Source organism: Azospirillum agricola (genome assembly GCF_017876095.1).
In the GTDB taxonomy this organism is placed as follows: Bacteria; Pseudomonadota; Alphaproteobacteria; order Azospirillales; family Azospirillaceae; genus Azospirillum; species Azospirillum agricola.
Map to the genome: position 1 here is coordinate 334751 of NZ_JAGINM010000003.1, position 23648 is coordinate 358398.

At 71.4% G+C, this 23648-nt stretch carries 18 protein-coding genes; 9 read left to right on the forward strand and 9 right to left on the reverse strand.

Translation table 11 applies throughout. The annotated features are described in order from the left end of the window. The first annotated feature begins 27 nt into the window (after positions 1 to 27). The 5 genes from J2847_RS05815 to J2847_RS05835 all read left to right on the forward strand — a co-directional run bounded on the left by J2847_RS05815 (position 28) and on the right by J2847_RS05835 (position 5437). Positions 28 to 783, forward strand: a complete 756-nt coding sequence (locus J2847_RS05815; RefSeq protein ID WP_209777839.1) for an SDR family NAD(P)-dependent oxidoreductase — start codon at positions 28 to 30, stop codon at positions 781 to 783. A gap of 20 nt (positions 784 to 803) precedes the next feature. Further along, a complete protein-coding gene (locus J2847_RS05820) occupies positions 804 to 1355 on the forward strand; it encodes a type II 3-dehydroquinate dehydratase (protein WP_209777840.1) in 552 nt (183 codons plus the stop codon). A gap of 50 nt (positions 1356 to 1405) precedes the next feature. Next, positions 1406 to 2419 (forward strand): TRAP transporter substrate-binding protein, encoded by a 1014-nt coding sequence (locus J2847_RS05825; RefSeq protein WP_209777842.1) that lies wholly within the window; start codon positions 1406 to 1408, stop codon positions 2417 to 2419. Positions 2420 to 2687: 268 nt separating this feature from the next. After that, positions 2688 to 4574: a TRAP transporter large permease gene (locus tag J2847_RS05830; RefSeq protein WP_233474309.1), complete on the forward strand. Its 1887-nt coding sequence runs from the start codon at positions 2688 to 2690 to the stop codon at positions 4572 to 4574. Then, positions 4571 to 5437: an MBL fold metallo-hydrolase gene (locus tag J2847_RS05835; RefSeq protein ID WP_209777844.1), complete on the forward strand. Its 867-nt coding sequence runs from the start codon at positions 4571 to 4573 to the stop codon at positions 5435 to 5437. Before J2847_RS05830 ends, J2847_RS05835 begins: the two co-directional genes overlap by 4 nt. A gap of 72 nt (positions 5438 to 5509) precedes the next feature. Here the strand turns inward: J2847_RS05835 and J2847_RS05840 are convergent, their stop codons facing one another. The 8 genes from J2847_RS05840 to J2847_RS05875 form a co-directional block, all read right to left on the reverse strand. Next, positions 5510 to 5836 (reverse strand): antibiotic biosynthesis monooxygenase family protein, encoded by a 327-nt coding sequence (locus J2847_RS05840; protein WP_209777845.1) that lies wholly within the window; start codon positions 5834 to 5836, stop codon positions 5510 to 5512. A gap of 70 nt (positions 5837 to 5906) precedes the next feature. Then, a complete protein-coding gene (locus tag J2847_RS05845; RefSeq protein ID WP_209777847.1) occupies positions 5907 to 7928 on the reverse strand; it encodes a response regulator in 2022 nt (673 codons plus the stop codon). Beyond that, positions 7925 to 9007 (reverse strand): chemotaxis-specific protein-glutamate methyltransferase CheB, encoded by a 1083-nt coding sequence (gene cheB / locus J2847_RS05850; RefSeq protein WP_209777848.1) that lies wholly within the window; start codon positions 9005 to 9007, stop codon positions 7925 to 7927. Before cheB ends, J2847_RS05845 begins: the two co-directional genes overlap by 4 nt. Then, entirely contained in the window at positions 8986 to 11292 is a 2307-nt protein-coding gene (locus J2847_RS05855) for a hybrid sensor histidine kinase/response regulator (protein ID WP_209777850.1), read from the reverse strand. The genes cheB and J2847_RS05855 overlap by 22 nt, the downstream gene beginning before the upstream one ends. Positions 11293 to 11299: 7 nt before the next feature. Next, positions 11300 to 12772, reverse strand: a complete 1473-nt coding sequence (locus J2847_RS05860; RefSeq protein ID WP_209777852.1) for a HAMP domain-containing methyl-accepting chemotaxis protein — start codon at positions 12770 to 12772, stop codon at positions 11300 to 11302. Positions 12773 to 12788: 16 nt separating this feature from the next. Continuing rightward, positions 12789 to 13370, reverse strand: a complete 582-nt coding sequence (locus J2847_RS05865; RefSeq protein ID WP_209777854.1) for a chemotaxis protein CheW — start codon at positions 13368 to 13370, stop codon at positions 12789 to 12791. Next, entirely contained in the window at positions 13367 to 15010 is a 1644-nt protein-coding gene (locus J2847_RS05870; RefSeq protein ID WP_209777856.1) for a CheR family methyltransferase, read from the reverse strand. Before J2847_RS05870 ends, J2847_RS05865 begins: the two co-directional genes overlap by 4 nt. Continuing rightward, positions 15007 to 15552, reverse strand: a complete 546-nt coding sequence (locus J2847_RS05875) for a chemotaxis protein CheW (RefSeq protein WP_209777857.1) — start codon at positions 15550 to 15552, stop codon at positions 15007 to 15009. Before J2847_RS05875 ends, J2847_RS05870 begins: the two co-directional genes overlap by 4 nt. A gap of 195 nt (positions 15553 to 15747) precedes the next feature. Here J2847_RS05875 and J2847_RS05880 point away from each other — a divergent pair, with 195 nt between their 5' ends. From J2847_RS05880 to J2847_RS05890, 3 genes are read left to right on the forward strand one after another with little or no spacing between them, the layout of a single operon-like run. After that, the gene (locus J2847_RS05880) at positions 15748 to 16938 is read left to right on the forward strand and encodes a PAS domain-containing sensor histidine kinase (RefSeq protein ID WP_209777859.1); all 1191 of its coding nucleotides are present in this window, start codon (positions 15748 to 15750) and stop codon (positions 16936 to 16938) included. After that, a complete protein-coding gene (locus tag J2847_RS05885) occupies positions 16916 to 17299 on the forward strand; it encodes a response regulator (RefSeq protein ID WP_209777860.1) in 384 nt (127 codons plus the stop codon). Before J2847_RS05880 ends, J2847_RS05885 begins: the two co-directional genes overlap by 23 nt. Positions 17300 to 17337: 38 nt before the next feature. Then, positions 17338 to 20688: an EAL domain-containing protein gene (locus tag J2847_RS05890; RefSeq protein ID WP_209777862.1), complete on the forward strand. Its 3351-nt coding sequence runs from the start codon at positions 17338 to 17340 to the stop codon at positions 20686 to 20688. On the opposite strand, the gene dusA is transcribed toward J2847_RS05890, so the two are convergent. Further along, positions 20675 to 21694, reverse strand: coding sequence for a tRNA dihydrouridine(20/20a) synthase DusA (gene dusA / locus J2847_RS05895; RefSeq protein ID WP_209777864.1), 1020 nt, complete (start codon positions 21692 to 21694; stop codon positions 20675 to 20677). The genes J2847_RS05890 and dusA overlap by 14 nt on opposite strands. Positions 21695 to 22464: 770 nt before the next feature. Here dusA and J2847_RS05900 point away from each other — a divergent pair. Then, complete coding sequence (locus tag J2847_RS05900; protein ID WP_209777866.1) at positions 22465 to 23643, forward strand: ABC transporter substrate-binding protein; 1179 nt, start codon at positions 22465 to 22467, stop codon at positions 23641 to 23643. Positions 23644 to 23648 lie beyond the last annotated feature (5 nt).

The window sequence follows — 23648 nt, forward strand, 5'->3', positions numbered from 1 at the left end:
CGGTCCGGAATCCCCAAGGAGCGTGTTATGGACTTCAACGGTAAGACCGTCATCATCACCGGCGCCGGCCAGGGCATCGGCCGCGCCTACGCCCAAGCCTTCGCCGCCGCCGGCGGCGCCGTCGTCGTCGCCGACCTGAACGGCAAGCAGGCCGAGAGCGTCGCCGCCGAGATCACCACGGCCGGCGGCCGCGCCATCGCCGTCACGGTGGACGTCGCCGAGAAGACCAGCGTCGCCGCCATGGTCGAGCGGACGCTGGCCGCCTTCGGCCGCATCGACGTGCTGATCAACAACGCCGCCATCTTCTCCACGCTGAAGATGAAGCCGTTCGAGGAGATCGACGCCGACGAGTGGGACCGCGTGATGGCGGTGAACGCGCGCGGCGTGTTCCTGTGCTGCCAGGCGGTCGCCGGGCCGATGCGCCAGGGCGGCTACGGCCGCATCGTCAACATCTCCTCCAGCGTCGTCGTCACCGGCCGCAAGCACTACGCCCACTACGTCGCCTCCAAGGGCGCCGTCGTGGCGCTGACCCGCGCGCTGGCCACCGAGCTGGGCGAGGACGACATCACCGTCAACGCCATCAGCCCGCACGGCATCGTCACCGAGGTTCCGCGCGACACCATCAAGCCCGAGCAGTGGGACGCGATCATCTCGGCCCAGGCGCTCAAGCGCAAGGGCGACCCGAGCGACATGATCGGCGCGACCATGTTCCTCGCCTCCGACGCCGCCAAGTACATCACCGGCCAGACGCTGAACGTCGACGCCGGCCTCCGCTACAACTGATCCGTGGAAGGATGGCCAACATGACCGCCCCCAGCGCCGCCCTCGACGCTTCCGTGATCGGCCGCCGCAGCGCGCGGCGCCACCGCATCGCCGTCATCGACGGCCCGAACATGTCCAACCTGGGCGCCCGCAGCAAGAAGGTCTACGGCGCCATCGGCTCGCTCGACGAGCTGAAGGCCTACGTCCGCGACTTCGGCGCCCGCATCGGCGTGGACGTGGAGAACTTCTCGTCGAACCACCAGGGCGACATCCTGGAGTTCATCCACGCCTCGGCCGACCGGGTCGACGGCTACATCATCAACCCGGCGGGGCTGACCACGGTGGGCGAGGGCGTGCGCCACGCGCTGGAGGACACCGGCCGTCCGACCGTCGAGGTGCATTTCGCCAACATCTCGGCCGGCGCCGGCGCCTCGCGCGGCCTTGGCGGCGGCTCGATCCGGTCGAGCTTCACCCACACGGCGACCGGCCTGTGCATGGGCCTGCGCCACTACAGCTACGTCGCGGCGCTGACCGGGCTGGTCCTGGCGCTCGACGACGAGGGTTTCCTCGGCGCCGATCTGCCGGCGCTCTGAGCGACACCCGAGCCGATCAAAATCAGCGAGAAAAACAGGAGGAACCCCCGATGATCAACCTTTCCCGTCGCGCCCTGATGCAGTCGGCCGCCGTCGCCGGTGCCGTCACCATTCTGTCGCGCCCGGCCCGCGCCGCCGCCGAATACACCTTCAAGATCGCCAGCGACATCCCGGCGAGCCACCCCTGCAACGTCCGCGCCCAGGAAGCGGCCGACCGGATCTTCAAGGAGACCAACGGCCGCGTCGAGATCAAGCTGTTCCCGAACAACCAGCTCGGCAGCGGCCCGGACATGCTGAGCCAGCTGCGCTCCGGCGCGCTGGAGATGTTCATCTACTCGACCCAGCTCGTCGCCCCGCTGGTGCCGGCGACGGCGCTGCCGGGCATCGGCTTCGCCTTCAAGGACACCGACGCGGCGCTGGGCGCGCTCGACGGCGACCTCGGCGCCTATCTGCGCAAGCAGATGGAGAAGGTCGGGCTGATCGCCATGCCGCGCATCTGGACCAGCGGCTACCGTCAGGTCACCACCAGCACCAAGCCGATCGTCACCCCGGCCGACCTCGACGGGCTGAAGATCCGCGTGCCGGCCAGCCCGATGTGGGTGTCGCTGTTCAAGGGCTTCGGCGCCGCCCCGACGGCGATCAACTTCGCGGAGCTCTACACCGCGTTGCAGACCAACCTGGTCAGCGGCCAGGAGAACCCGCTGGTCGTGCTGGAGACCAACCGTCTCTACGAGGTGCAGAAGTTCTGCTCGATGACCAACCACATGTGGGACGGCTACTGGGTGCTGGCCAACCGCCGCGTCTTCTCGTCGCTGCCGGCCGACCTCCAGGCCATCGTCACCAAGCATTTCGACGCCGCGGCGCTCGACCAGCGCGCCGACATGGCCAGTCAGTCGGCCAGCCTGCGCGAACAGCTCACCGCCAAGGGCCTGACCTTCAACGACATCGACATCGCGCCCTTCCGCAAGAAGCTCCAGGAGGCCGGCTACTTCGCCGAGTGGAAGCAGAAGTTCGGCGACGAGGCCTGGTCGGTGCTGGAGAAGTACACCGGCCCGCTGAGCTGATCCGCACGGTCCTTAGAGCGCCGAACAGAATTCCGTTTTCGCCATCGGTGCCCAATGGAACCGTCATCCCCGCGAAGGCGGGGATGACGAGTCGAGAGACGACTCAAGGTTCTGTTAGGCGCTCTTAGCTGACCGACGACCCTCTGGGTTGCTGACCGACGACCCTCTGGGTCGCTGACTGCCGACCCTCTGGGTCGTTGACCGACGACGCGAGCGGCGCCCCCTTGGGGACGCCGCTCCCGCCCTCTCCCGAACCGGGGAACTGACCATGATGACATCCTCGTCCAAGGCGCCGCCCGGTCTCGCTCTCGCCGAGACGACGGGCCTGCCGCGGATTCTCACCCTCCTCGAAGCGGGACTGGGCCGGGTCGTCGAGACCGCCGCCGGCCTTCTCGTGCTTGCCGAAGTGGTGATCCTGCTGGCCGGCGTCGTGTCCCGCTATGTCTTCCACGCCCCGCTGGTGTGGTCGGACGAGCTGGCCTCCATCCTGTTCCTGTGGCTGGCCATGCTCGGCTCGGTGGTGGCGTTGCGCCGTGGCGAGCACATGCGCATGACCGCCATCGTCAACGCCGTCTCGCCGGGCGCCCGCGCCCTCTGCGAGGCGGTCGGGCTGGTGGCGGCGCTGGCCTTCCTGGCGCTGATCTTCCACCCCGCCTACGAATACGCCGCCGACGAGATCTACATCACCACCCCGGCGCTGGAGATCCCCAACGTCTGGCGCGCCGCGGCCCTGCCGGTCGGCGTCGGGCTGATGGTCGTCGTCGCGGTTTCCCGCCTGCTGCGCCAGCCCGATTGGAAGCGCACCGCGCTGGCCGCCGCCGCGGTGGTCGCCGTCTGCGCCGCCGCCTACATGGCGCAGCCGGCGCTGAAGACGCTGGGCAACCTGAACCTCGTCGTCTTCTTCGTGATCTTCGTCGGCGCCACCGTGCTGGCCGGCGTGCCGATCGCCTTCTGCTTCGCGCTCGCCACCTTCGGCTATCTGGCGCTGACCACCTCGATGCCGCTGACCATCGTCGTCAGCCGCATGGACGAGGGCATGAGCCACCTGATCCTGCTGGCGGTGCCGCTGTTCGTCTTCCTCGGCGTGCTGATCGACATGACCGGCATGGGCTTCGCCATGGTGCGCTTCCTCGGCAACCTGCTGGGGCATGTGCGCGGCGGCCTGTCCTACGTGCTGGTCGGCGCCATGTACCTCGTCTCGGGCATTTCCGGCTCGAAGGCCGCCGACATGGCCGCCATCGCCCCGGTGCTGGTGCCGGAGATGGAGAAGCGCGGCTCCAAGCGCGGCGACCTGCTGGCCCTGCTGTCGGCCACCGGCGCCCAGACCGAGACGATCCCGCCCTCGCTGGTGCTGATCACCGTCGGCTCGGTCACCGGCATCTCGATCGCGGCGCTGTTCGCCGGCGGCCTCGTGCCGGCGCTGGTGCTCGGCATCTGCCTCTGCTTCGTCATCTGGTACCGCCATCGCGGCCTGACGGGCATCACCGCCCCGAAGGTCGGGCTGCCGGAGATCGGCCGCTCGCTGCTGATCGCGCTGCCGGCCATCATCCTGCCCTTCCTGATCCGCGCCGCCGTCATCGAGGGCGTGGCGACCGCGACCGAAGTCTCGACGCTCGGCATCGTCTACGCCGTCGTCGTCGGCCTCCTCGTCTACCGCAAGTTCGACTGGCGGCGGATCGGGCCGATGCTGGCCGACACCGCGTCGCTGTCGGGCGCCATCCTGCTGATCATCGGCGGGGCGACGGCGATGGGCTGGGCGCTGACCCAGTCGGGCTTCTCGACCAGCCTCGCCAACTTCATGGGCTCGCTGCCCGGCGGCGCCACCACCTTCCTCGGCATCTCGCTGATCGCCTTCGTCATCCTCGGCAGCCTGCTGGAGGGCATCCCCGCCATCGTGCTGTTCGGACCGCTGATGTTCCCCATCGCCAAGCAGCTCGGCATCCACGAGGTGCATTACGCGATGGTCGTCGTCATCGCCATGGGCATCGGCCTGTTCGCCCCGCCCTTCGGCGTCGGCTACTACGCGGCGGCGGCGATCGCCAAGATCAACCCGGACGAGGGCATGAAGCCGATGGTGGCCTACATCCTCGCCATGATCGTCGGCCTGATCATCGTCACCCTGTTCCCGATCCTGTCGACCGGCTTCATTCCATGACCACCAGCGCGTTGAACAGCGGCCGCCATTCGGTCCGCGTCGGGGAGTTCCGGGTCACCGCGCTCAGCGACGGGCTGATCCGGGGCAACTTCGGTCTGGTCGCCGGCATCGACGCCGACGACGCCCGACGGCAGGAGCTGTCCGCCGGGCGGTCGGAGCCGCCGCTGATCAACGTCAACGCCTTCCTGATCGAGCGCGGCGACGCGGCGATCCTGGTCGACACCGGCTGCGGCGAGAGCTACGGCCCGGATCTCGGCCGGATCGAGGGGCATCTGGCGGCGCTCGGCGTCAGGCCCGAGGCGGTCGGCACCGTGCTGCTGACCCACCTGCACGGCGACCACGCCAACGGCCTGCTGACCGCCGACAAGCAAAGCCGCTTCCCCAACGCGACGCTGGTCATGCACGAGGCGGAGCCGGCCTTCTGGCGCGACGACGCGCTGGTCGCGGCGGCCCCGCCGCGCGCGGTGGCGGCGGTGACGACGGCGCGCGCGGTCCTCGACCTCCACCGCGACCGGCTTGAGTTCGCGGTCGAGGGCGAGGTGCTGCCCGGCCTCCATCTGGTGGCGGAGCCCGGCCACACGCCCGGCCATTGCGGCTGGCTGGTGGAATCCGGCGGCGAGCAGCTGCTGATCTGGGGCGACATCGTCCATCTGCCGGGCATCCAGTTCGCCCGGCCGGAAGCGGGGATGATCTTCGACATCGACCGCGACAGCGCGGAGGCGACCCGCCGCCGCCTGTTCGACCGCGCCGCCGCCGACCGCCTGCTGGTCGCCGGCATGCATCTCGACTTCCCCGCCTTCGGCGTCGTCGAGCGGCTGGCGGGCGGGGCGGGGCCGGACGGGTACCGCTTCGAGCTGACCTGAAGGGCGGAAACCGGGATGTGGAAAGGGGAGCGACGGTGACGCCGTCGCTCCCCTTTTTTCATTTGGCCGCCGTCACGCCGCCGGATTGCGGGGGACGGTCTGGATGACCTCGAAGCCCTCGAACTCCGGGTGGCTGAGGTAGAGCGGCTTGGAGGAGCCGGCGCCGCCATGGGCGCTGCGGAACGCCTCCGACCGCGTCCAGTCGAGGAAGCTCTGCTCCGATTCCCAGACCGTGTGCGAGGAGTAGAGCCGGTGATCCTCCCGGTTCGGGCCGCGCAGCATGTGGAACTCGACGAAGCCCGGCACCTTGTGCAGATGCACCTCGCGGTTCAGCCAGACGGCCTCGAAGTCGCTTTCCGCCCCGTGCCGGACCTTGAAGCGGTTCATCGCGATGTACATGGCGTCGATCCTTGTTCCTGGGGAAATTCCGTCGGGTGCAGGATAGGTCCGCCGCCCGGCTTCGGCAATCTCAGGCGGCGGGTGTCTCGGCCGGCGCCTCGGATGCCTCCGCTCCCAGCGGCGAGCGCAGGGTGAAGTGGAAGGCCGCCCCCTCGCCGACGGCGCCCTCGGCCCAGATGCGCCCGCCGTGGCGGTGGATGATGCGCTGGGTGGTGGCGAGGCCGACGCCGGTCCCCTCGAACTCGGTGGCCGAGTGCAGCCGCTGGAAGGGGGCGAAGATGCGGTCGACCTGCGTGGGGTCGAAGCCGGCGCCGTCGTCCCGGACCGTGTAGATGGTGGCTTCTCCGTCTTCCCCAGGCCCGGAGGCGGAGAAGGCGATGGTCGCCCGCGGCTTGCGCGACGAGTATTTCCACGCGTTGCCGATCAGGTTCTCCAGCGCCGCCCGCATGAGCTGCCGGTCGCAGGCCGCCGTCACCCCCTCCTGGATGTCGAAGACGACCTCGCGCCCGGCGTCCCGTTCCCGCAGCCCGGCGGCGATCTCGGCGACCAGCGCGCTGAGATCGACCGGCTCGCGGCCGATCTCGCCCCGGCTGACCTTGGCGAGCCGCAGCAGATCCTCGATGAGCTGCCCCATCCGCCCGGCCGCCCCCCGGATGGCGCCGAGCAGATAGGCGCCGTCGGCGTCCAGCGTCGCCGCGTGGTCGCGCGCCAGGATGTCGCCGAAGGCCGTGATGGTGCGCAGCGGCGCCTGGAGATCGTGCGACACCGAATAGCTGAAGGCCTCCAGCTCCTTGTTGGCGCGCTCCAACTCGGCCGACAGCGCCGCCCGCGTCTGGGCGAGCCGCTGGGCGGCGCGCGCCTCCACCGCCTCGCGCGCCTTCTCCGCCAGTTCCTCGCGGACGCGGCGGTTCTCGTCCTCGAAGTATTTCCGGCGGATCTGCGCGCGCAGCCGGGCGTGGACCAGCTCGAAGTCGCTCGACTTGACGATGTAGTCGTCGGCCCCGGCGTTGAAGGCGGACACCATGGTGTCGCTGTCCTCGCAGGCGGTCAGCATGATCAGCGGGATGTCGCGCCACGCCAGCGTGTTCTTGATGCGGCGGCAAGTGTCCTGCCCCGACATCCCCGGCATGATCAGGTCGAGCAGGACGCAGTCGACGTGCTGGGCCGCCAGCAGGGTCAACGCCTCCTCGCCGGAGGAGGCGAGGATCACCTCGTAGCCGTTCTGGCGGATGCGGGCGCCAAGCTCCTGGAGATAGCTCGGGCTGTCGTCCACCGCCAGCACCCGTTTCGGCCCGAACAGGCTGCTCAGCTCCGGTCCGGCGGTGGCGGCGGGGCCGACCCCGCGCAGCATCGCCTCCAGCCGCGACAGGATGACCGCGACCGGCTCGCCCTTGTTGAGGAACATGTCGGCGCCGGCCTCCAGCGCCACCACCTCGAAATGGGCGGCGTCGGCGGCGGTCAGCAGCAGGCAGGGGGTGCGCCGCAACGCCGCGTCCAGCTTCAGCCGGCGGATCACCGCCATGCCGTCGATGTCCGGCAGATGGGCGTCGACCACCACCGCGTCGGGCCGCGCGGCGGCGACCGAGCGCAGGCCGTCCTCGCCCGTCGGGGCGAGCAGCACGCGGTAGCCCGCCCCCCTCAGCGTCTGGCGGAAATGCTCGCGGAAGGTGGCGCTGTCGTCGATGACCAGGACCAGCGGGCGGGCGTCCGCCGCCGCCGAGCGCCGCCGGCGCAGCAGCTCCTCGACGCGCGAGACCACGTAGCCGCGGTCGTAGGGCTTGCCGACATAGTCGTCGGCGCCGGTCCGCATGCCGCGCACCCGGTCGCTGACCTCGGCCTCGGTGGACAGCATCAGCACCGGCAGGTCGGCGGTCGCCGGGTCGGCGCGCAGTTCCCGCAGCAGCTCGATCCCGTCGCCGTCGGGCAGCAGCACGTCGAGCAGGACGGCGACGAACGCCCCGGTGGCGATGGCCGCCCGCGCGCTTTCGATCGTGGCGCGGGCCACGCAGGTCAATCCGGCCGCCTCCAGCGCCTCCTGGAGGTCCATCCGGACCGTCAGGCTGTCGTCGACGATGAGGACGGGGCCGGTCATCGCCACGCCCCCGGTGGCGGTGACAGTCCGGCGAAGTCGCGTAAGGCCGGGGCGAAGGCGTCGAGCGGCAGCATGCGGTCCACCGCGCCCAGCCGCTGGGCCTCCTGCGGCATTCCGAAGATCACCGAGGTCGCCTCGTCCTGGGCCAGCGTGGCGCCGCCGGCCTCGTGGATGGCCTGCATGCCGCGGGCGCCGTCCCGTCCCATGCCGGTCAGCAGGCAGGCGACGGTGCGGGACCCCATCTCGCGCGCCACCGATTCGAACAGCACATCCACCGACGGGCGGCAGGAATGGCGCTCGGCGTCGGCGGTCAGGCGCAGCCGGCCGTGGTCGACCACCAGATGGCGGCCCGGCGGAGCGATCAGCACCACCGGCTGGCCGCGGCCGGGCAGGAGCTCGCCGTTCTCGGCGTAGCGGACGTGGATCGGCGAGTGGGAGTTCAGCCATTCGGCGAAGGCGGCGGCGAACAGCTCGCCGATGTGGATGACGATCAGGATCGGCAGCGGGAAGTCCGCCGGCAGGTTGCGCAGCATCTCCAGGATGGCCGCCGGCCCGCCGGTCGAGGCGCCGACGACGACCAGCGAGGGCCGGACCGGCTCGGGCGGCGCCGGCGGGGCCGCCGGGGCGGCCGCGGGCGGGAGCTGGCCCAACCCCAGCCGCAGGCGCGGGTGGGTGATGACCTTGATGCGGGACACCAGCTTGACGGCGGCGAGGAAGCCGCGCTCCCACACCCCGTCGAACGCGTCGCCGGTCGGCTTCTCCAGCACGTCGACCGCGCCGGCCGCCAGCGCGTCGTAGGTCTTGAACAGGTCGCCGCGGTTGCTGGAGGATGAGACGATCAGGATCGGCGTCGGGCGGTAGGCCATGACGTATTCGGTCACCGCCAGCCCGCTCATGGTCGGCAGCACGATGTCGAGCGTGATCACGTCGGGGCGCAGCTCCAGGCAGAGGTCGATCGCCTCCCGGCCGTCGCCGGCCTCGCCGACGACCTCGATGTCGGGGTCGGCGGCCAGCACCTCGGCGAGGTGGCGCCGGACGGTCAGGGAATCTTCGACGATCAGGGTGCGGAGCTTTGCCATGCCTGTTCCACCTGTGGCCCGTTCGGCCGGTTGCCGGCCGGCTGGCCGGAGATTGGACGGTCGCCCGCCGGAGCGCCGATCAGCTGGCGGATGCGCAGCAGCAGGCGGCCCTCGTCGAACTCGCTCTTGACGATGTAGTCCTGCGCGCCCGCCTCCTCCGCCGTCCGGCGGTCCCGGTCCGAGGACAGCGAGGTGACCATGATGGCCGGGACATGGCACAGGGCCGGATCGCGGCGGATGCGGCGGATGAACTCGTAGCCGTCGATGCCCGGCATCTCGACGTCGACGACGTACAGGGCGTGCCCGCCCGCCCGCGCCTTGTCGAGCCCCTCCTCGCCGGAGCTGGCGAGGTCGACGTCGTAGCCGGCGGTTTCCAGGATGCTGCGTTCGAGCATGCGGGTCGTCAGCGAATCGTCGACCACCAGCAGCCGGCGGCGTTCCGTCGGCCTGGCCGGTGGCGGGACGCCCCGGCCGTCGCGGGCCATCGCCACCAGCCCGGCGGGGTCGAGGACGAGGCGGGGGGTGCCGTCGGCGTCGAGGGAGGCGCCGGCGACCCAGGGAACGCTGCCGCAGGCCGCCGGCAGCCGCCGCATGACGACGGTGCCGGCGCCGAGCAGCCGGTCGACGCCGACCGCCGCCCGCGCGCCGTGCGCCTCGACCACCAGCAGGGTCGGCGCAGCCGCTGGAGCGTCCGGAAAGGCAGCGTCCGGAAAGGGGGCGTCGGGGAAGGCGGCGTCCGGTGACGGGGCCCCGCCGTCCGGCCACAGCAGCGTCGGCAGATGCAGGCAGGGAAGCGCCTCGCCGTCGATCAGCAGGGCGTTGCCCGGCAGCGGCGACGCCGTGTCCCCGGCGATTCCCTTCGCGGCGCGGCGCACCGCGTCGAGCGGGATGGAGACGGTGAAGGGGCCGGCGGCGACCTGGAGCACCGTCAGCGACGCCAGCGAGACGGGAACGCCGATCTCCACCACGGTTCCGCGCCCGGCCTCGGTGCTGGCGGTCAGCCCGCCCTTGAGACGCTGGACGGTGTCGTGGACGAGGTCGAGCCCGACGCCGCGCCCGGCCAGGGCGGTCACGCTGCGCGCCGTGGACAGGCCGCCGCGGAAGACCAGCGTCACCGCCTCGTCCAGGGTCATGGCGGCGACCGTCTCGACCGGCCGCGACGGGTCGCGCCGCAGCGCCGCCGCCCGGATGGCCGCGAGGTCGAGGCCGCGGCCGTCGTCGCGGCAGCGGAAGACGACCCGGTGGCCGCGCCGCTCGATCCGCAGCTCCACCAGCCCGGCCGCCGGCTTGCCGGCCGCCGCCCGGTCCTGCGCGCTTTCCAGCCCGTGGGCGACGGCGTTGCGGACGACCTGCACCAGCGCGTCGCGCACCCCGTCGAGCACGTCGGCGTCCACCAGAACCTCGCCGCCGCCGGCGGTGAAGCGGACCGGCTTGCCGAGCTGTTCGGCCGCGTCCTGCACGGTGCGTTCCAGCGCCGGGACGATGGTCGCCGCCGGGATCAGGCGCAGCCGGCGGACGGCGTCGGTCGCCCGCCCGAGGTCGCGGGAGGTCCGCTCGACCGCCTGCCCGAGATCGTCGCGCAGCCCCCTCAGGGCGTCCCTCAGCCGCCCGGCGAGCGCCCGCACCCGCGCCGTCGAGGAGTCCGGCCCGCGCCCGTCGCCGTCCCGGTCCGGCGCCAGGGCGGCGGCCAGGCTGTCCGCCAGGGCCAGGCTCTCCCTGATCGCCGCGGCGCTCCGCCCGAGCGTCTCCAGCGAAACGCCGGCCTGGGCGACGCCGCCCAGGATGCCGTCGAGATCGTCGATGCCGATCCGCAGCGTGCGCAGCGGCTCCCCCGTCCCCGTTTCCCCTCCCGTCCCCGGCTCCGTCCCCGGCCCGGCCCCTGTACCCGGCGCCGGGGGGGAGGGGCGGGCGGCGGGCGATGGCCGGGGCGCCGATGGTCCGGTGGGGGGGGCTGGCGGGATGGCCGCGGCCGGGTCGTCGATCGCCCGCAGCCGCGCGGTCATCGCCTGGACCAGCGCGCGCAGCGCGGCGCAATCGTCGGGCTGGACCTGGGCCTCGCTCTCGCGGAAGGGAACCAGCAGATCCTCGACCCGGTGGGCGGTGTCGGCGATGTCGGTCTGCCGGACCACCCGCGCCGCGCCCTTCAGGGTGTGGGCGAGGCGCAGCATGACGCCGACCGGCTGGCGCGCCGGGACGCCCTGCTCCAGGGCGAGGATGCCCTGGTCCAGCCCGTCGATCAGCTCGCGGGCCTCGATGCGGAAGAACCGATAGGGGTCCTGCGGCATCCTCCGTTCACCCCTTGGCCTGGGTCTGGACGAGCTGGAGCAGCGTCTGCGACAGGCGGGCGAGGTCGGAGGCGGTCTGGACGGTCTGGAGGGCGCTCGTCTCGGCCTCCTTGGTGGCCTGGGCGACGTTCGCCGTGGCGATGTTGACCTGCTCGACGGCGGTGGACTGCTGCTTGGTGCTGAGCCCGATCTCCCGCGCCGCCTCCGTCGTGGTGCCGACCATCGAGACGATGCGGCGGAAGCCGGAGGCCAGCTCGCCGAACTGCCGGGTGCCGGTCTCCACCGTCTTGACGCCGTTCTCGGTCGCCATGATGGTGGTGTGGACGGCGGCGCGCACCTCCTCGATCAGGCCGCGGATCTCCTTGGTCGAGTTGCCGACGCGGTCGGCCAACTTGCGGATCTCGTCGGCGACGGTGCCGAAGCGGCGCCCGGATTCGCCGGCCCCGGCCGCCTCGATGGTGGCGTTGATGGCGAGGATGTTGGTCTGCTCGGCCAGCTCGTTGATGATGTCGAGGATGCCGCCGATCTGCTGCGACTTCCGCCCGAGGTCGAGCATGTGGGAGACGATGAGGTCGACCTGCCGCTTGATGCCGCCGATCGCCTCCTGGGCCTGCTCCACCGTCTGGTTGCCGTTGTTGGCGTTGACCGCGGTTTCCTCGGCGATGCGGGCGACCCGCTGGGCGCTCTCGGCGATCTGCTTGGAGGTGGCCAGCAGCTCCTGGACGGTGACGGTGATCTCGTTCATCGCCGTCGCCTGCTCGCGCGAGCCGCTGGCCTGCTGGCTGGCGGCGCTCTGCAACTCGGTGGAGGAACTGCGGATGTGCTGGACGGCCGATCCGATCTGGCGCTTCAGCGTCCGCGTCAGGCCGAAGGCCAGGGCCGAGCCGGCCAGGATCGCCAGCGCGCCGAGGGCGGTCGCCAGCAGCGTCGCGGAGCGCGACCAGGCCACGGTGTCCCGCCAGTTGGCGTCGAGCAGCGTCTCCTGCCGCTGGGTGAAGGCGTCGATCGCGTTGCGGGTGTCGCGGGCCTTCGGGCGCAGGTCGCTCTGGAAGCTGGACGCGACGCTGTCGAGCGGGACGCCCGACTGGCGCAGCTGCACGAAACGCTGGACCTCGCTCCAATAGTCGGCCTCCCGGCGGACGATCGTGGTGAACGCCTCCTCGTCGGCCCGTCCGGAGATCAGGCTCTGCATCGGGGGCAGCAGGTCGAGGAACTCCTTGCGGGAGGCGGAGACGAAGGCCAGCGTCGCCTCGTCGGGAACCAGCAGATAGCCGCGCACGGCCGAGGTCGTCTTCTCCGTCGCCGAATCCATGTCCTTGGCCAGCATGACCAGCCGCGCGTGCACCGACAGGGTCTGTTCCGCCTTGTCGAGGACCGCCGTCAGGGTGACGGCGGTGGCGAGGCTGGTCAGCACCGTGACCATCACCATGCCGGCGAAGCCGAGCCCGATCTTCCGTCCAAAGCTCCAGGTGCGTTCCATCTGCGGCATCCCTTCTTCAGGCCTTGCGGGTGTCCTGGGCCGTCGCGCGCAGGGCCGCGGCCAGCCGGGGAAGGTCGATGACCAGCCGCGGCGGCTCCCCGTCCCGCCGCAGCACCTGCCGGACATGGGGGCGCGGCCCGGCGGAACCGGCCTCGTCCAGCGCCTCGCGGGCAACCGCCACATGCCCGTCGAAGCGGTCGAAGGCGAAGGCGAGCGGCTCCTCCCGCCCGTCGTCGCGGCCGGCGAGGGCGAACCAGCGCGGCGCGTCCGGCGTCCTCTCCAGCCCGAGCAGCGCCGCCAGCCCGAAGACCGGAACCAGCCGGCCGCCGATGCCGGCCACCCCCAACAGCCCGGCCCGCCCGCCGGGCAGCGGCACGACCGGCCGCGCCGCCTCCAGGCGCGCGAGGTCGCGGAGGGCGAGCGCGTAGGGCTCCGCGCCGAGGCGTATGGCGGCGAATTCCTCGGTTTGCGCGGCCGGGCTTTGCCGGGGCAGGGCGAAGGAGCGGTCGAAGGCGTCGCGCATCGCGCGGAGGGCGGAGCGGGCGGCGGCCGTCTCGGAATCGGGGTGGCCGGAATCGGAAGGGCGGTCGCCGCTCATGCCGGCCTCCCCGTGGCGAGGAGTTCGGCGCGGCACAGCCGCAGCAGCGTTTCGCGGTTGAAGCCGCCGCCGAACAGCAGGATGCGGGACGCATCCTCGCACTCCAGCAGGGTGATGGCCTGGCGGAAGGCGCGCCGCGCCGCATCGGGGCGCCGGCCGGCCCGCGCCAGCCGGCCCATGTGGACATGCGGCATCGCGAAGCCGGGGTCGAGGTAGGCGGCGGTCCGGGCATGCTCCCAGGCCGCGGCGGGGTCGCCGTCATGGTCGGCGCAGAGCGCGATCAAATAGTGGGCTCCGGCGTTGCGTCCGTCCCGCGCCAGCAGCCGGCGGCAGACCTCGCCGGCCAGCCGGACCGCGCTGCGCTGGGTCAGCGCCACCGCCAGCAGGAGCTGGGCGTCGGGATGGTCGCGGACGTCGGGCGGCAGGGCGTCCAGGGCCCGCACGGCGTCGTGATGGCGCTCCTGGTGCAGCAGGCTGCGGACGGCTTCGAGCTGCCGCGGGGCGGCGGGCCGGGCGGGGAGGGCGTCGGCGGTCGCGACGCCTGCCGGGGAGGGGGCGGACCGTTCCGGCCGCTCCGCTTCACGGGGAGCGGGGGGGAGGGCCGCCAGCAGGGCGGTGATGCGGTCCGCCGCCTTGGCGATCTCGTCCGGCCAGGAGGGAGCCGGCTCGCACGGGGGAGGCCCCGCCACGGCCGGCGGAAGCGGAAGGTCGGGGGGGCGGACGCCTTCCGTCCCTCCCGGCGCGGCCGGGCGGCGGTAGTAGAAGCTGTCGTGCGTGTGGCAGAGATCGAAATCCTCGCTGATTCCACGCAGGGTTTCCGCCGCGCCGAGGAACAGGAAGCCGCCGGGAGCCAGCGAGCGCGCCAGCCGGCCGACCACCGCGCGCATGGCCGGGACCGTGAAATACATCAGGACGTTTCGGCAGAAGATGATGTCGAAGCGGTGCTCCGCCCAAAAGGCCGGATCCTCGTCCATCAGGTTGCGGGTTTCGAAGGCGACCATCGCCCTGATCCTCGGGTCGAGATGGAGGGCGCGGCCGACGTTCCGGAAATGCCGGGCGCGCTGGTCCTCCGGCGTCGCCCGCAGCGCCCATTCGGAATAGACGCCGTGCCGCGCCCGTGCGATCTGTGCGGCGTCGATGTCGAGTCCGGTGACCGCGATGTCCCAATCCCCCCCGGCGAGGAGGGGGTGGACCCGCGCCGCCATGGCCAGGCTGTAGGGCTCCTCTCCGCTGGAGCAGCCGGCCGACAGGATGCGGAGCCGCCGGGAGCCGGCGGAGGATCGGGCGCGCTCGGTCAGCGCCACCTCGCTGAAGGCGGTGATCTGGTCGATGTGGCGGAAGAAATAGGTTTCGTTGACCGTCAGCCGCTCGGCCAGCGCCCGCAGCTCCGGGTGGTCTGGCGGCGCCCGCTCGAGCAGGGCGAGGTAGGCCCCGGCGTCCGGGCAGCCGGCCGCCCAGGGCCGCGTCGACAGCAGGTCGGCGAACTGGTCGCGGCGTTCGTCGGCGAACGCCATCCCCAGGCGGCGCGCCAGGATGTCCCGCAGGCGCTCCGCCGCGTCGGAGTCGCGTCCGGAGCTGTCGGGGGCGCCGCTGTCGGGTGCGCCGGTCTCGATCATTCCGGTGCGTCGGGGAGCCGTCATGAGGGAAGGACGTCCGTGGCGCGGGGCTCCGGCATGCCGCTCGCGGGTAGGGCGGCAGGAGTCCGGAGGAGGGTGGCCGGAAGCAGGCGGGTGGCCTCCAGCACCATCAGCAGCGCGCCGTCGAGGGTGCCCAGCCGTCCCACCACGTCCATGGGCATGCCGGCGAGCAGCGGCGGCGCCGTCGTCAGGCTGCGCGCCTCCAGCCGCCGGACGCCGATCACGCGATCGACCGCCAGGGCGACGCTGCCTTGGTCGTCCTGCCCCCCGGTCCGCAGCGTGACGAAGCGCCGCACGTCCCCGGCCGCCATGGAAGGGGCGGCCATGGTTCCGCCGGGAAGGCCGAGCAGGGCCGACAGCACCACCACCGGGGTCGGGACGCCGCGAATGACCGACAGCCCCGCAACGAAGTCGGGACAGCCTTGCAACCGCTCGATTGCCATGGGCCTCATTGTTTCCACGACACTCATGAGTGGCACCGCGCACAGCGTTTCGCCGGTACCGATCAGAAGGCTTTGAACCGTTTCGGGCGAAAGTGCGGCCATGCGGCAATGCCCTCGTTATTTCTGAGGGAATTAAAATTGCGCGACGGCCTATTATCCCTATGGCAGGCTATCAGGTAAACGTTAAATATAGATTGTGAATCATGCTTTGCTCATCGTACCGTTGTCTCGTTGCAGCCCTTTCCGCATCGCATATGTCATAAGATGTCTCGTTAGGCGTTTTGTCGGGGATAAAGTATGACCAATGTCAGGGCGAAAGCGGGTTGTCCTGAAACCGCTGCCGGACTCGATTCGGGCGTTGATCAACCGCAGGACCTACACACGCATGCGATTATTGCGTGTGACAGGAATGAAACGCTGCGGTCATGGTCCGATGCCGCGCGACGCCTCTGCGGCTACGAGGCGCGGGAGATCCAGGGGCGGCCGCTGTCGCTGCTGCTCCCCTCCGGGGCGGAGGGGGCGGATACCGGGGCGGAGCCGCTGCGCCTCATGATGGAGCGGGCGCTGCGGGACGGTTTCTGCCAGGGCATGGCCGCCTTCCGCCACAAGGACGGAAGCACCCTCCTGCGCCCGGCGCTGGTCACGCCGACGCGCGGCGAGGCCGGCGAGGCGTCGGGCTTTCTGATCGCCGCCGCCCCGTTCGACATCGCCGCCGCCCAGGAGACGATCCAGGCGCTGCGCACCAGGGTGAAGGTGTTCGACGCGCTGAATCAGGCCAAGGACCGTTTCCTCGGCCGCCTGCTGCACGACATCCGCACGCCGGTCGGCGGCATCACCGGCTTCGCCGCCACCCTGCTGATGCGGCTGCCGGGCCCGCTGACCGCCGACCAGGAGCGGCAGATCGGCATCATCGAGACCTGCGCCCAGGAGCTTCTGACCCAGATCAACGGCCTGCCGGACGCCCTGCGCATCGAGACCGGCACCATCGAGCCGCGGCTGTGCCGGGTGTCCTGCCGGGCGGTGGTGCAGGAGGTGGCGCGGGAATGGCGGGACGCGGCCCGCTCCAAGGGGCTGACCTTCGAAACCGCGATCCCGGACGGCGAGGTGGTGCTGCGGACCGACCCCCGGATCCTCGAGATGATCCTGAGCCGTCTGGTCGCCAACGCGGTTCTCCACACCGAGCGCGGCGGGATCTCGCTGGCCTGCGAGCGGCCCGCCGCCGGGCAGCGCGAGGTCGCCATCCGCATCGCCGACACCGGCCCCGGCCTGTCCGCCGAGGATCAGGGCAAGCTGTTCCAGCCTTTCACGCAGCTGGTGTCGACCGCGCCGCGCACCCGGCGCGGGCCGGGGCTCGGCCTCTATCAGGCGCGGCGGCTGGCCGGCCTGGTCGATGGCCGCGTGCTGTGCGACAGCGCCCTGGGGCGGGGCAGCGTTTTCAGTCTCGTTCTACCGTTTGGGGGCGATCATGGCGCGCATCCTGGTGATTGACGACAATCCGGACAACATGGAGCTGATGACCTATCTGCTGCGTGCGGCCGGCCATCAGACCGTGCGGGCCGCCGACGGAATCGCCGGCCTGGAGGCGGCGACCGGCCAGCCCGCCGACCAGCCGGTGGATCTCATCGTCTGCGATTCCCACCTTCCGGGGATGGACGGTTCCGCGGTGGTCCGCCGCCTGAAGGCGGATCCGGAACGCTCCGCCATTCCGGTCCTGGTGGCCACGGCGTCGCGCGGCGGCGACGACGTGGCGAGGCTTCTGGCCGACGGCTTCGACGGGTTCATCGCCAAGCCCATCGTGCCGGCGGATTTCCTGCGACGGATCGAGCAGTTCCTCCCCGCCATGGCGTGAAGGGGGCGGGGCGGGGGCGTGTTGGGGGAGCGCTGGGGATGGCCCGGATTCTGGTGGTCGACGACCACATCGTCAATCGTGAGTTCCTGACGGTCCTGCTTGGCTACGCCGGTCACGAGGTGTTGTGCGCCGCCGACGGCGCCGAGGGGCTGGCCCTGACCCTCGCGCACGGCCCCGAGCTGGTCATCTCCGACGTGCTGATGCCGGGGATGGGCGGGGTCGATTTCGCGCTCGCCCTGCGCGCCGACCCGCGCACGACGGCCCTGCCGGTCATCTTCTACACCACGACCTACCGGCTGACCGAGGCCTACGCGCTGGCGGCGAGCTGCGGCGTGACCATGGTGCTCGCCAAGCCGTCCGACCCCAAGACCATCCTGGCGACCGTCGCGCGGGCGCTCGGGCTCGACGAGCGGCGCCAGCCGGCCGTGACCATGCCGGGGACCGCCCCCGCCCCCGGCTACCTGAAGGAGCTTGCCGACCTCCAGGGACGCATGAAGGAGGCGCTCGACCGCGGGCTGGCCGAGTATGGCGAGACGCTGGACGGCCCGGCGCGGGGGCGGCGGCCCGATCCGGCCTTCGAGGCGGTGCAGGGGATGAGCATGCGGCTGTTCGCCCTGCTCGAGCTGGCGCTGGCCCTGCCGGGCGAGAGCGAGCGGCCGCAGCTGCTGCGGCTGTTCTGCCGGGCCGCCCAGGACATCATGGATTGCCGGTACGTCGTGATCGGCTTCCTCGACCGCGAGGGGCGGGTGATCGCCGACTGGTGCAACCGCGGGCTTTCCGAGGAGGGGGCCGTGCGCCTCGCCAGCCTCGACTGGCGGACCAGCTTCCTGCGCGGCGTGCTGGTCGACGGCGAACGCCACCGCGACCGGGGCCGGGCCGGCGGGCCGGTGACCGACGTCCTGCCGGGTGTGCATGGCCCGGCGAACGGCATCCTGGTGATCCCGGTCCGCTCGGCGACGACGGCGCCGGGCCTGCTCTACCTCGCCGACAAGGTGGGGGGCGAGGGCTTCGGCGAGGAGGACGAGATGTTCGCGGTCATGCTGGCCGCGCAACTGTCGCTCGTCCATGGCGGGCTGGCCCAGCACGAGGAGGTGCGGCGCCACGCCGCCCAGCTCGAGATCGAGGTGGTCGAGCGCGGCCGGCAGGGCGAGCGTCTCGCCCGCCTCACCCGCCTCTACGCGGTGCTGAGCGGCATCAATTCGCTGATCGTCCGTACCCTCGACCGCGACTGCCTGTTCCGCGAGGTCTGCCGCATCGCCGTCGTCGAGGGCGGCTTCCGCTGCGCCTGGGTCGGAACCCTCGACCCCGCCACGCGGGCGCCCCGCTTGGTCGCGCAATGGGGCGACATGGCGGAGATCGACATCGCGGTGCGTCTGCCGGGCGGCGGCGCCGACACGCCGGCCAGCCGGGCGCTGCGGGAGATGCGCCCGTTCATCTGCAACGACTGCGTCAACGAGCCGGGGCTGGCGCCCCTGCGCGACGCCCTGCTGGCGCATGGCCACCTGTCGAAGGCGGTGTTCCCGCTGCTGGTCGGCGACCGTCCGGTCGGCGTCATCGCCTTCGCCGCCGGCGAGCTGAACTTCTTCGACGAGCAGGAGGTCCAGCTTCTCGACGAGCTGGCGGGCGACATCTCCTTCTGCCTGGAGTGCATCGAGAAGGAGGAGAAACTCAACTACGTCGCCTTCTACGACTCGCTGACCGGCCTGCCGAACCTCACGCTCTATCTCGACCGGCTCGACCAGCTCATCCAGGCGGCGCGGCGCGACGGGCGGACGCTGCGCGTCCTGGTGGCCGACCTCGCCGGCTTCACCCAGCTCAACAGCGAGGCGGGCCGCCATGTCGGCGATTTCGTGCTCAAGCGCACGGCCGACCGGCTGGGCGCCGCGCTGGGGGATCTGGGCTGCGTCGCCCGCTGCGGCTCGGACATGTTCGCCATCGCCGCCTTCGCCGACGGGGTGGGGGTGGCCGATACGCTGGTCGAAACCCTGCTGGCGGCCATCGAGCGGCCGCTCGACCTGCCGGACGGGTCGTTCCATGTGACGGCGCAGATGGGCGGCGCGCTGTTTCCCAACGACGGCGGCGACGCCGAGACCCTGTTCAAGCACGCCGAGGCGGCGCTGGGGCAGGCGAAGGCGTCGGCCCAGCGCTTCCTCTACTACGCCGCGGAGATCAACGAGCGCATCGCCCGGCGACGGGCGCTGGAAAGCGACCTGCGCACGGCGCTGGAGGCCCGGCAGTTCGTTCTGCATTTCCAGCCCCGCGTCAGCCTGGCCAACGGCCACATCGAGGCGGCCGAGGCGCTGGTCCGCTGGAGGCATCCCGAGAAGGGGCTGATTCCGCCCGGCGCCTTCATCCCGCTCGCCGAGGAGACCGGGTTGATCGTGCCGCTCGGCGCCTGGGTGATCGACGCCGCCTGCCGGCAGCAGGCCGCCTGGCTGCGCGAGGGGCTCGACGTGGTGCCGCTGGCGGTCAATCTGTCCGCCGCCCAGCTCCGCCGCGGACAGGTGGAGCGCACCCTGGCCGACGCCCTGCGCCGCCACGGGATCGACGCCGCCCTCATCGAGTGCGAACTGACCGAAACGGCGCTGATGCAGGATTCCGATGAGGCCGCCCGCGTGCTGCGCCGGCTGCGCGAGATGGGGATCTGCCTCGCGCTGGACGATTTCGGGACCGGCTATTCCTCGCTGGCCTATCTGAAGCGGTTTCCCTTCGACATCGTCAAGATCGACCGCTCCTTCGTCAACGACGTCACCCGCAACGCCGACGACGCGGCCATCGCCACCACCATCATCGACATGGCCCACCGGCTGAAGCGGCGGGTGGTGGCCGAGGGGGTGGAGACGGAGGCCCAGCTCAGCTACCTGCACCGCCAGGGCTGCGACGAGATCCAGGGCTACCTGTTCAGCCGGCCGGTGGAGGCCGCCGACTTCGCCGACCAGCTCCGCCGGAACCGGACGCTGGCCCTGCCCAAACCGGAGGGCGCCGACGGGCAGACCCTGCTGCTGGTGGACGACGAGCCCAACGTGCTGACCGCGCTGAAACGGGTGCTGCGGCGCGAGAACTACCGCATCCTGACGGCGGCCAGCGGCGAGGAGGCGCTGCGCATCCTGGCGCTGGAACCGGTGCAGGTCATCGTATCGGACCAGCGCATGCCGGGGATGTCGGGCGCCGAGTTCCTCGGCATCGCCCGCGACCTCCACCCCGACACCATCCGCATCATCCTGTCCGGCCACACCGACCTGGAGGCGATCATGGAGGCGGTCAACCGCGGCTCCGTGTTCAAGTTCCTCACCAAGCCCTGCGACGACGAGACGCTGCGCCGCCATGTGCGCGACGCCTTCTACCGCTACCGTCCGGTCCCGGAAAGCGGGATGGTCACGCTGGCGTGAGCTGCCCCTCCGCCGTGTCGGTGGCCGTGTCAGGCCCCCCGCCGCGCACCAGGGCGGCGGCGGCGAGCAGCAGGTCCGGCCCGGCGCCGGGGCGGTGGGCGTTCTCGCTGATGTGGCGGCGCCACGCGCGGGCGCCGGGCAGCCCCTGGAACAGGCCCAGCATGTGGCGGGTGATCGCCGACAGCGGCGTCCCCCGCGACATCCGTTCCTCGGCATAGGAGGCCATCGCCGCGACCGCCGCGTGACGGTCGGGGCCGGGGGCGCCGCCGAAGACGCGGCGGTCGGCGTCGGCCAGCAGATAGGGGGTTTCGTAGGCGGCGCGGCCGATCATCACGCCGTCGAGACCGGCCAGATGCTCCTCGGCCTCGTCGAGGCTGCGGATGCCGCCGTTGATGGCGATGGTCAGATGCGGCCGCTCCTGCTTCAGCCGGTGGACGAGGTCGTGGCGCAGCGGCGGGATGTCCCGGTTCTCCTTGGGGCTGAGTCCCTTCAGCCACGCCTTGCGGGCGTGGACGATGAAGTGCGTGCAGCCGGCGGCGGAAACGGTGCGGACGAAATGGTCGAGCGTCGGCCATTCCTCCATCTCGTCGATGGCGATGCGCGACTTGACGGTGACCGGGATCGACACCGCCTCGCGCATGGCGCCGACCAGCCGGGCGACCAGATCCGGTTCCGCCATCAGGCAGGCGCCGAACCGGCCGGACTGGACGCGGTCGCTCGGGCAGCCGACGTTCAGGTTGACCTCGTCATACCCCCATTCCTCGGCGATCCGCGCGCAGGCGGCCAGATCCGCCGGATCGGACCCGCCCAGTTGCAGGGCCACCGGATGCTCGGCCGCGTCGAAGCCGAGCAGCCGCTCGCGGTCGCCGTGCAGCACGGCGCCGGTGGTCACCATCTCGGTGTAGAGCAGCGTGTTCTTGGACAGCAGGCGATGGAAGTAGCGGCACTGTCTATCGGTCCAGTCCATCATCGGCGCAACGGACAGTCTGTGTGCTTGAAAAGTCATGGATTTTCCAGTGTCTTCAATCCGTTGGGTCGCGCGGGGCGCACACGGGGCGCACGCCAGCCTCGCTGGATCGAGAACGGCCAGCCGCTTTTGGTCGGGACCGCGCGGCACGGGGCGCCGGCCCCGTGGCCCTTGGGATCGATATCGGGATGATCAAGCTCGTTCTGTCTCACGCTGCGGCCGTTCATGGGGTGCCGGTTACGATCGAGCCGGCCAATCTAGCCCGAATTGCGCTTGAGCGTCCAGGGATTGTCGGAAAGGCGGCCGGGCGTGACCGACGTCCGACACGGGATGGACGTGATCGGCCTGTTGCATTTCTTGATGATGACCCACGCCGGGGCGTTCCAATGGGGCGCATCGTCCGCCTTGCTGCGGCAACAGCAAGGCGGCAGGAGGAAATCCGCACGGTGCGTTGCCAGACATTGAGCCCCGGACATTGAGGCCTGGACGCCAAGGCTCCCGATAGCCGGCGACGCGATCCATTCGGGGGCCTGACCGCCAACGGCCCGTCACAAAAGCAAGTGCCGTCCCGGCGGTCCGGTGTTGGGCGTGGGGCGCGGATCATCGCTCCCATCCACGGGCAGCCTCCGTCCGCAAAACCCGGGAGCGACGCCGCCTGGGGGCTTTACCGTCATAATTATAACTGTTATATTAAATCACAATCATGGCGTCGAGCGACTTCCGTCGCGTTCATCCCGGCGCCTGCGGACCAGCAAGGCCGGCGCCGGGAAGCCGTTCCAAAAAGCAATCGCCAGAACCGGAGGAAACGCATGTCCGATCTCCACCCGCCCGCCCGCCGCGACGGCGTCCGCCCGCGCTTGCGCCGCGCTCTGCTGGCCGCCGCCGCCGTGGCGCTGCTGCCCGGCGCGGCGGCGGCCGACATCACCATCGGCCTGATCGTGCCGGCCACCGGCTCGACGGCGGCGCTCGGCATCCCGGTGAAGAACACGGCGACCCTCTTCCCCGAGGAGATCGGCGGGGAAAAGGTCAGGCTGGTCGTGGTGGACGACGCGTCCGACCCGACGACGGCGACGACCCAGGCCCGCCGCCTCATCACCGAGGAGAAGGTGGACGTCATCCTCGGTTCGGTGATGACCGGCGCCGCCATCGCGGTGGCCGGGGTGGCGCGCGAAAGCGAGGTGCCGCAGCTCGCGCTGTCGCCGATCGACCTGCCCGCCGGCAAGGACAACTGGACCTTCCGCCTGCCGCAGAACGTGACGCTGATGGCCCGCGCCGTCGTCGCGCACATGAAGGCCGCCGGCGTGAAGACGGTGGGCTTCATCGGCTTTTCCGACGCCTGGGGCGATTTCTGGCTGCGCGACCTGAAGGCGCTGGCCGGCGACGGCGGCTTCAGGCTGGTGGCGGAGGAGCGCTACGCCCGCGCCGACACCTCGGTCGCCGGGCAGGTGCTGAAGGTGATGGCGGCGCGGCCCGACGTGGTGCTGGTCGGCGCGTCCGGCACGGCGGCGGCGCTGCCGCAGCTGGCGCTGCGCGAACGCGGCTTCAAGGGCGTCATTTACCAAACCCACGGCGCCGTCACCCACGACCTGATCCGCATCGGCGGCGCGGCGATGGAGGGCGCCATCCTCGCCTCCGGCCCGGTCATGGTGGCCGAGCAGCTTCCGGAATCCAGCCCGGTGCGCGCCGTGGCGCTGGATTACGTCACCCGGTACGAGGCGAAATTCGGCGCCAACAGCCGCACCCAGTTCGGTGCCCATGGCTGGGACGCCGTCCAGGTGCTGAACCGCGTCGTGCCCGCCGCGTTGAAGACGGCCAGGCCGGGCACCAGGGAGTTCCGGTCGGCCCTGCGCGACGCGCTGGAGAGCGAGCGGGACATCCCCGCCTCCCAGGGCGTCTTCAACTTCACCAAGGACGACCATTTCGGCCTCGACGAGCGCGGCCACGTGCTGCTGACCATCGAAAAGGGCCAATGGAAGCTCCTGAAGTAAGGCCG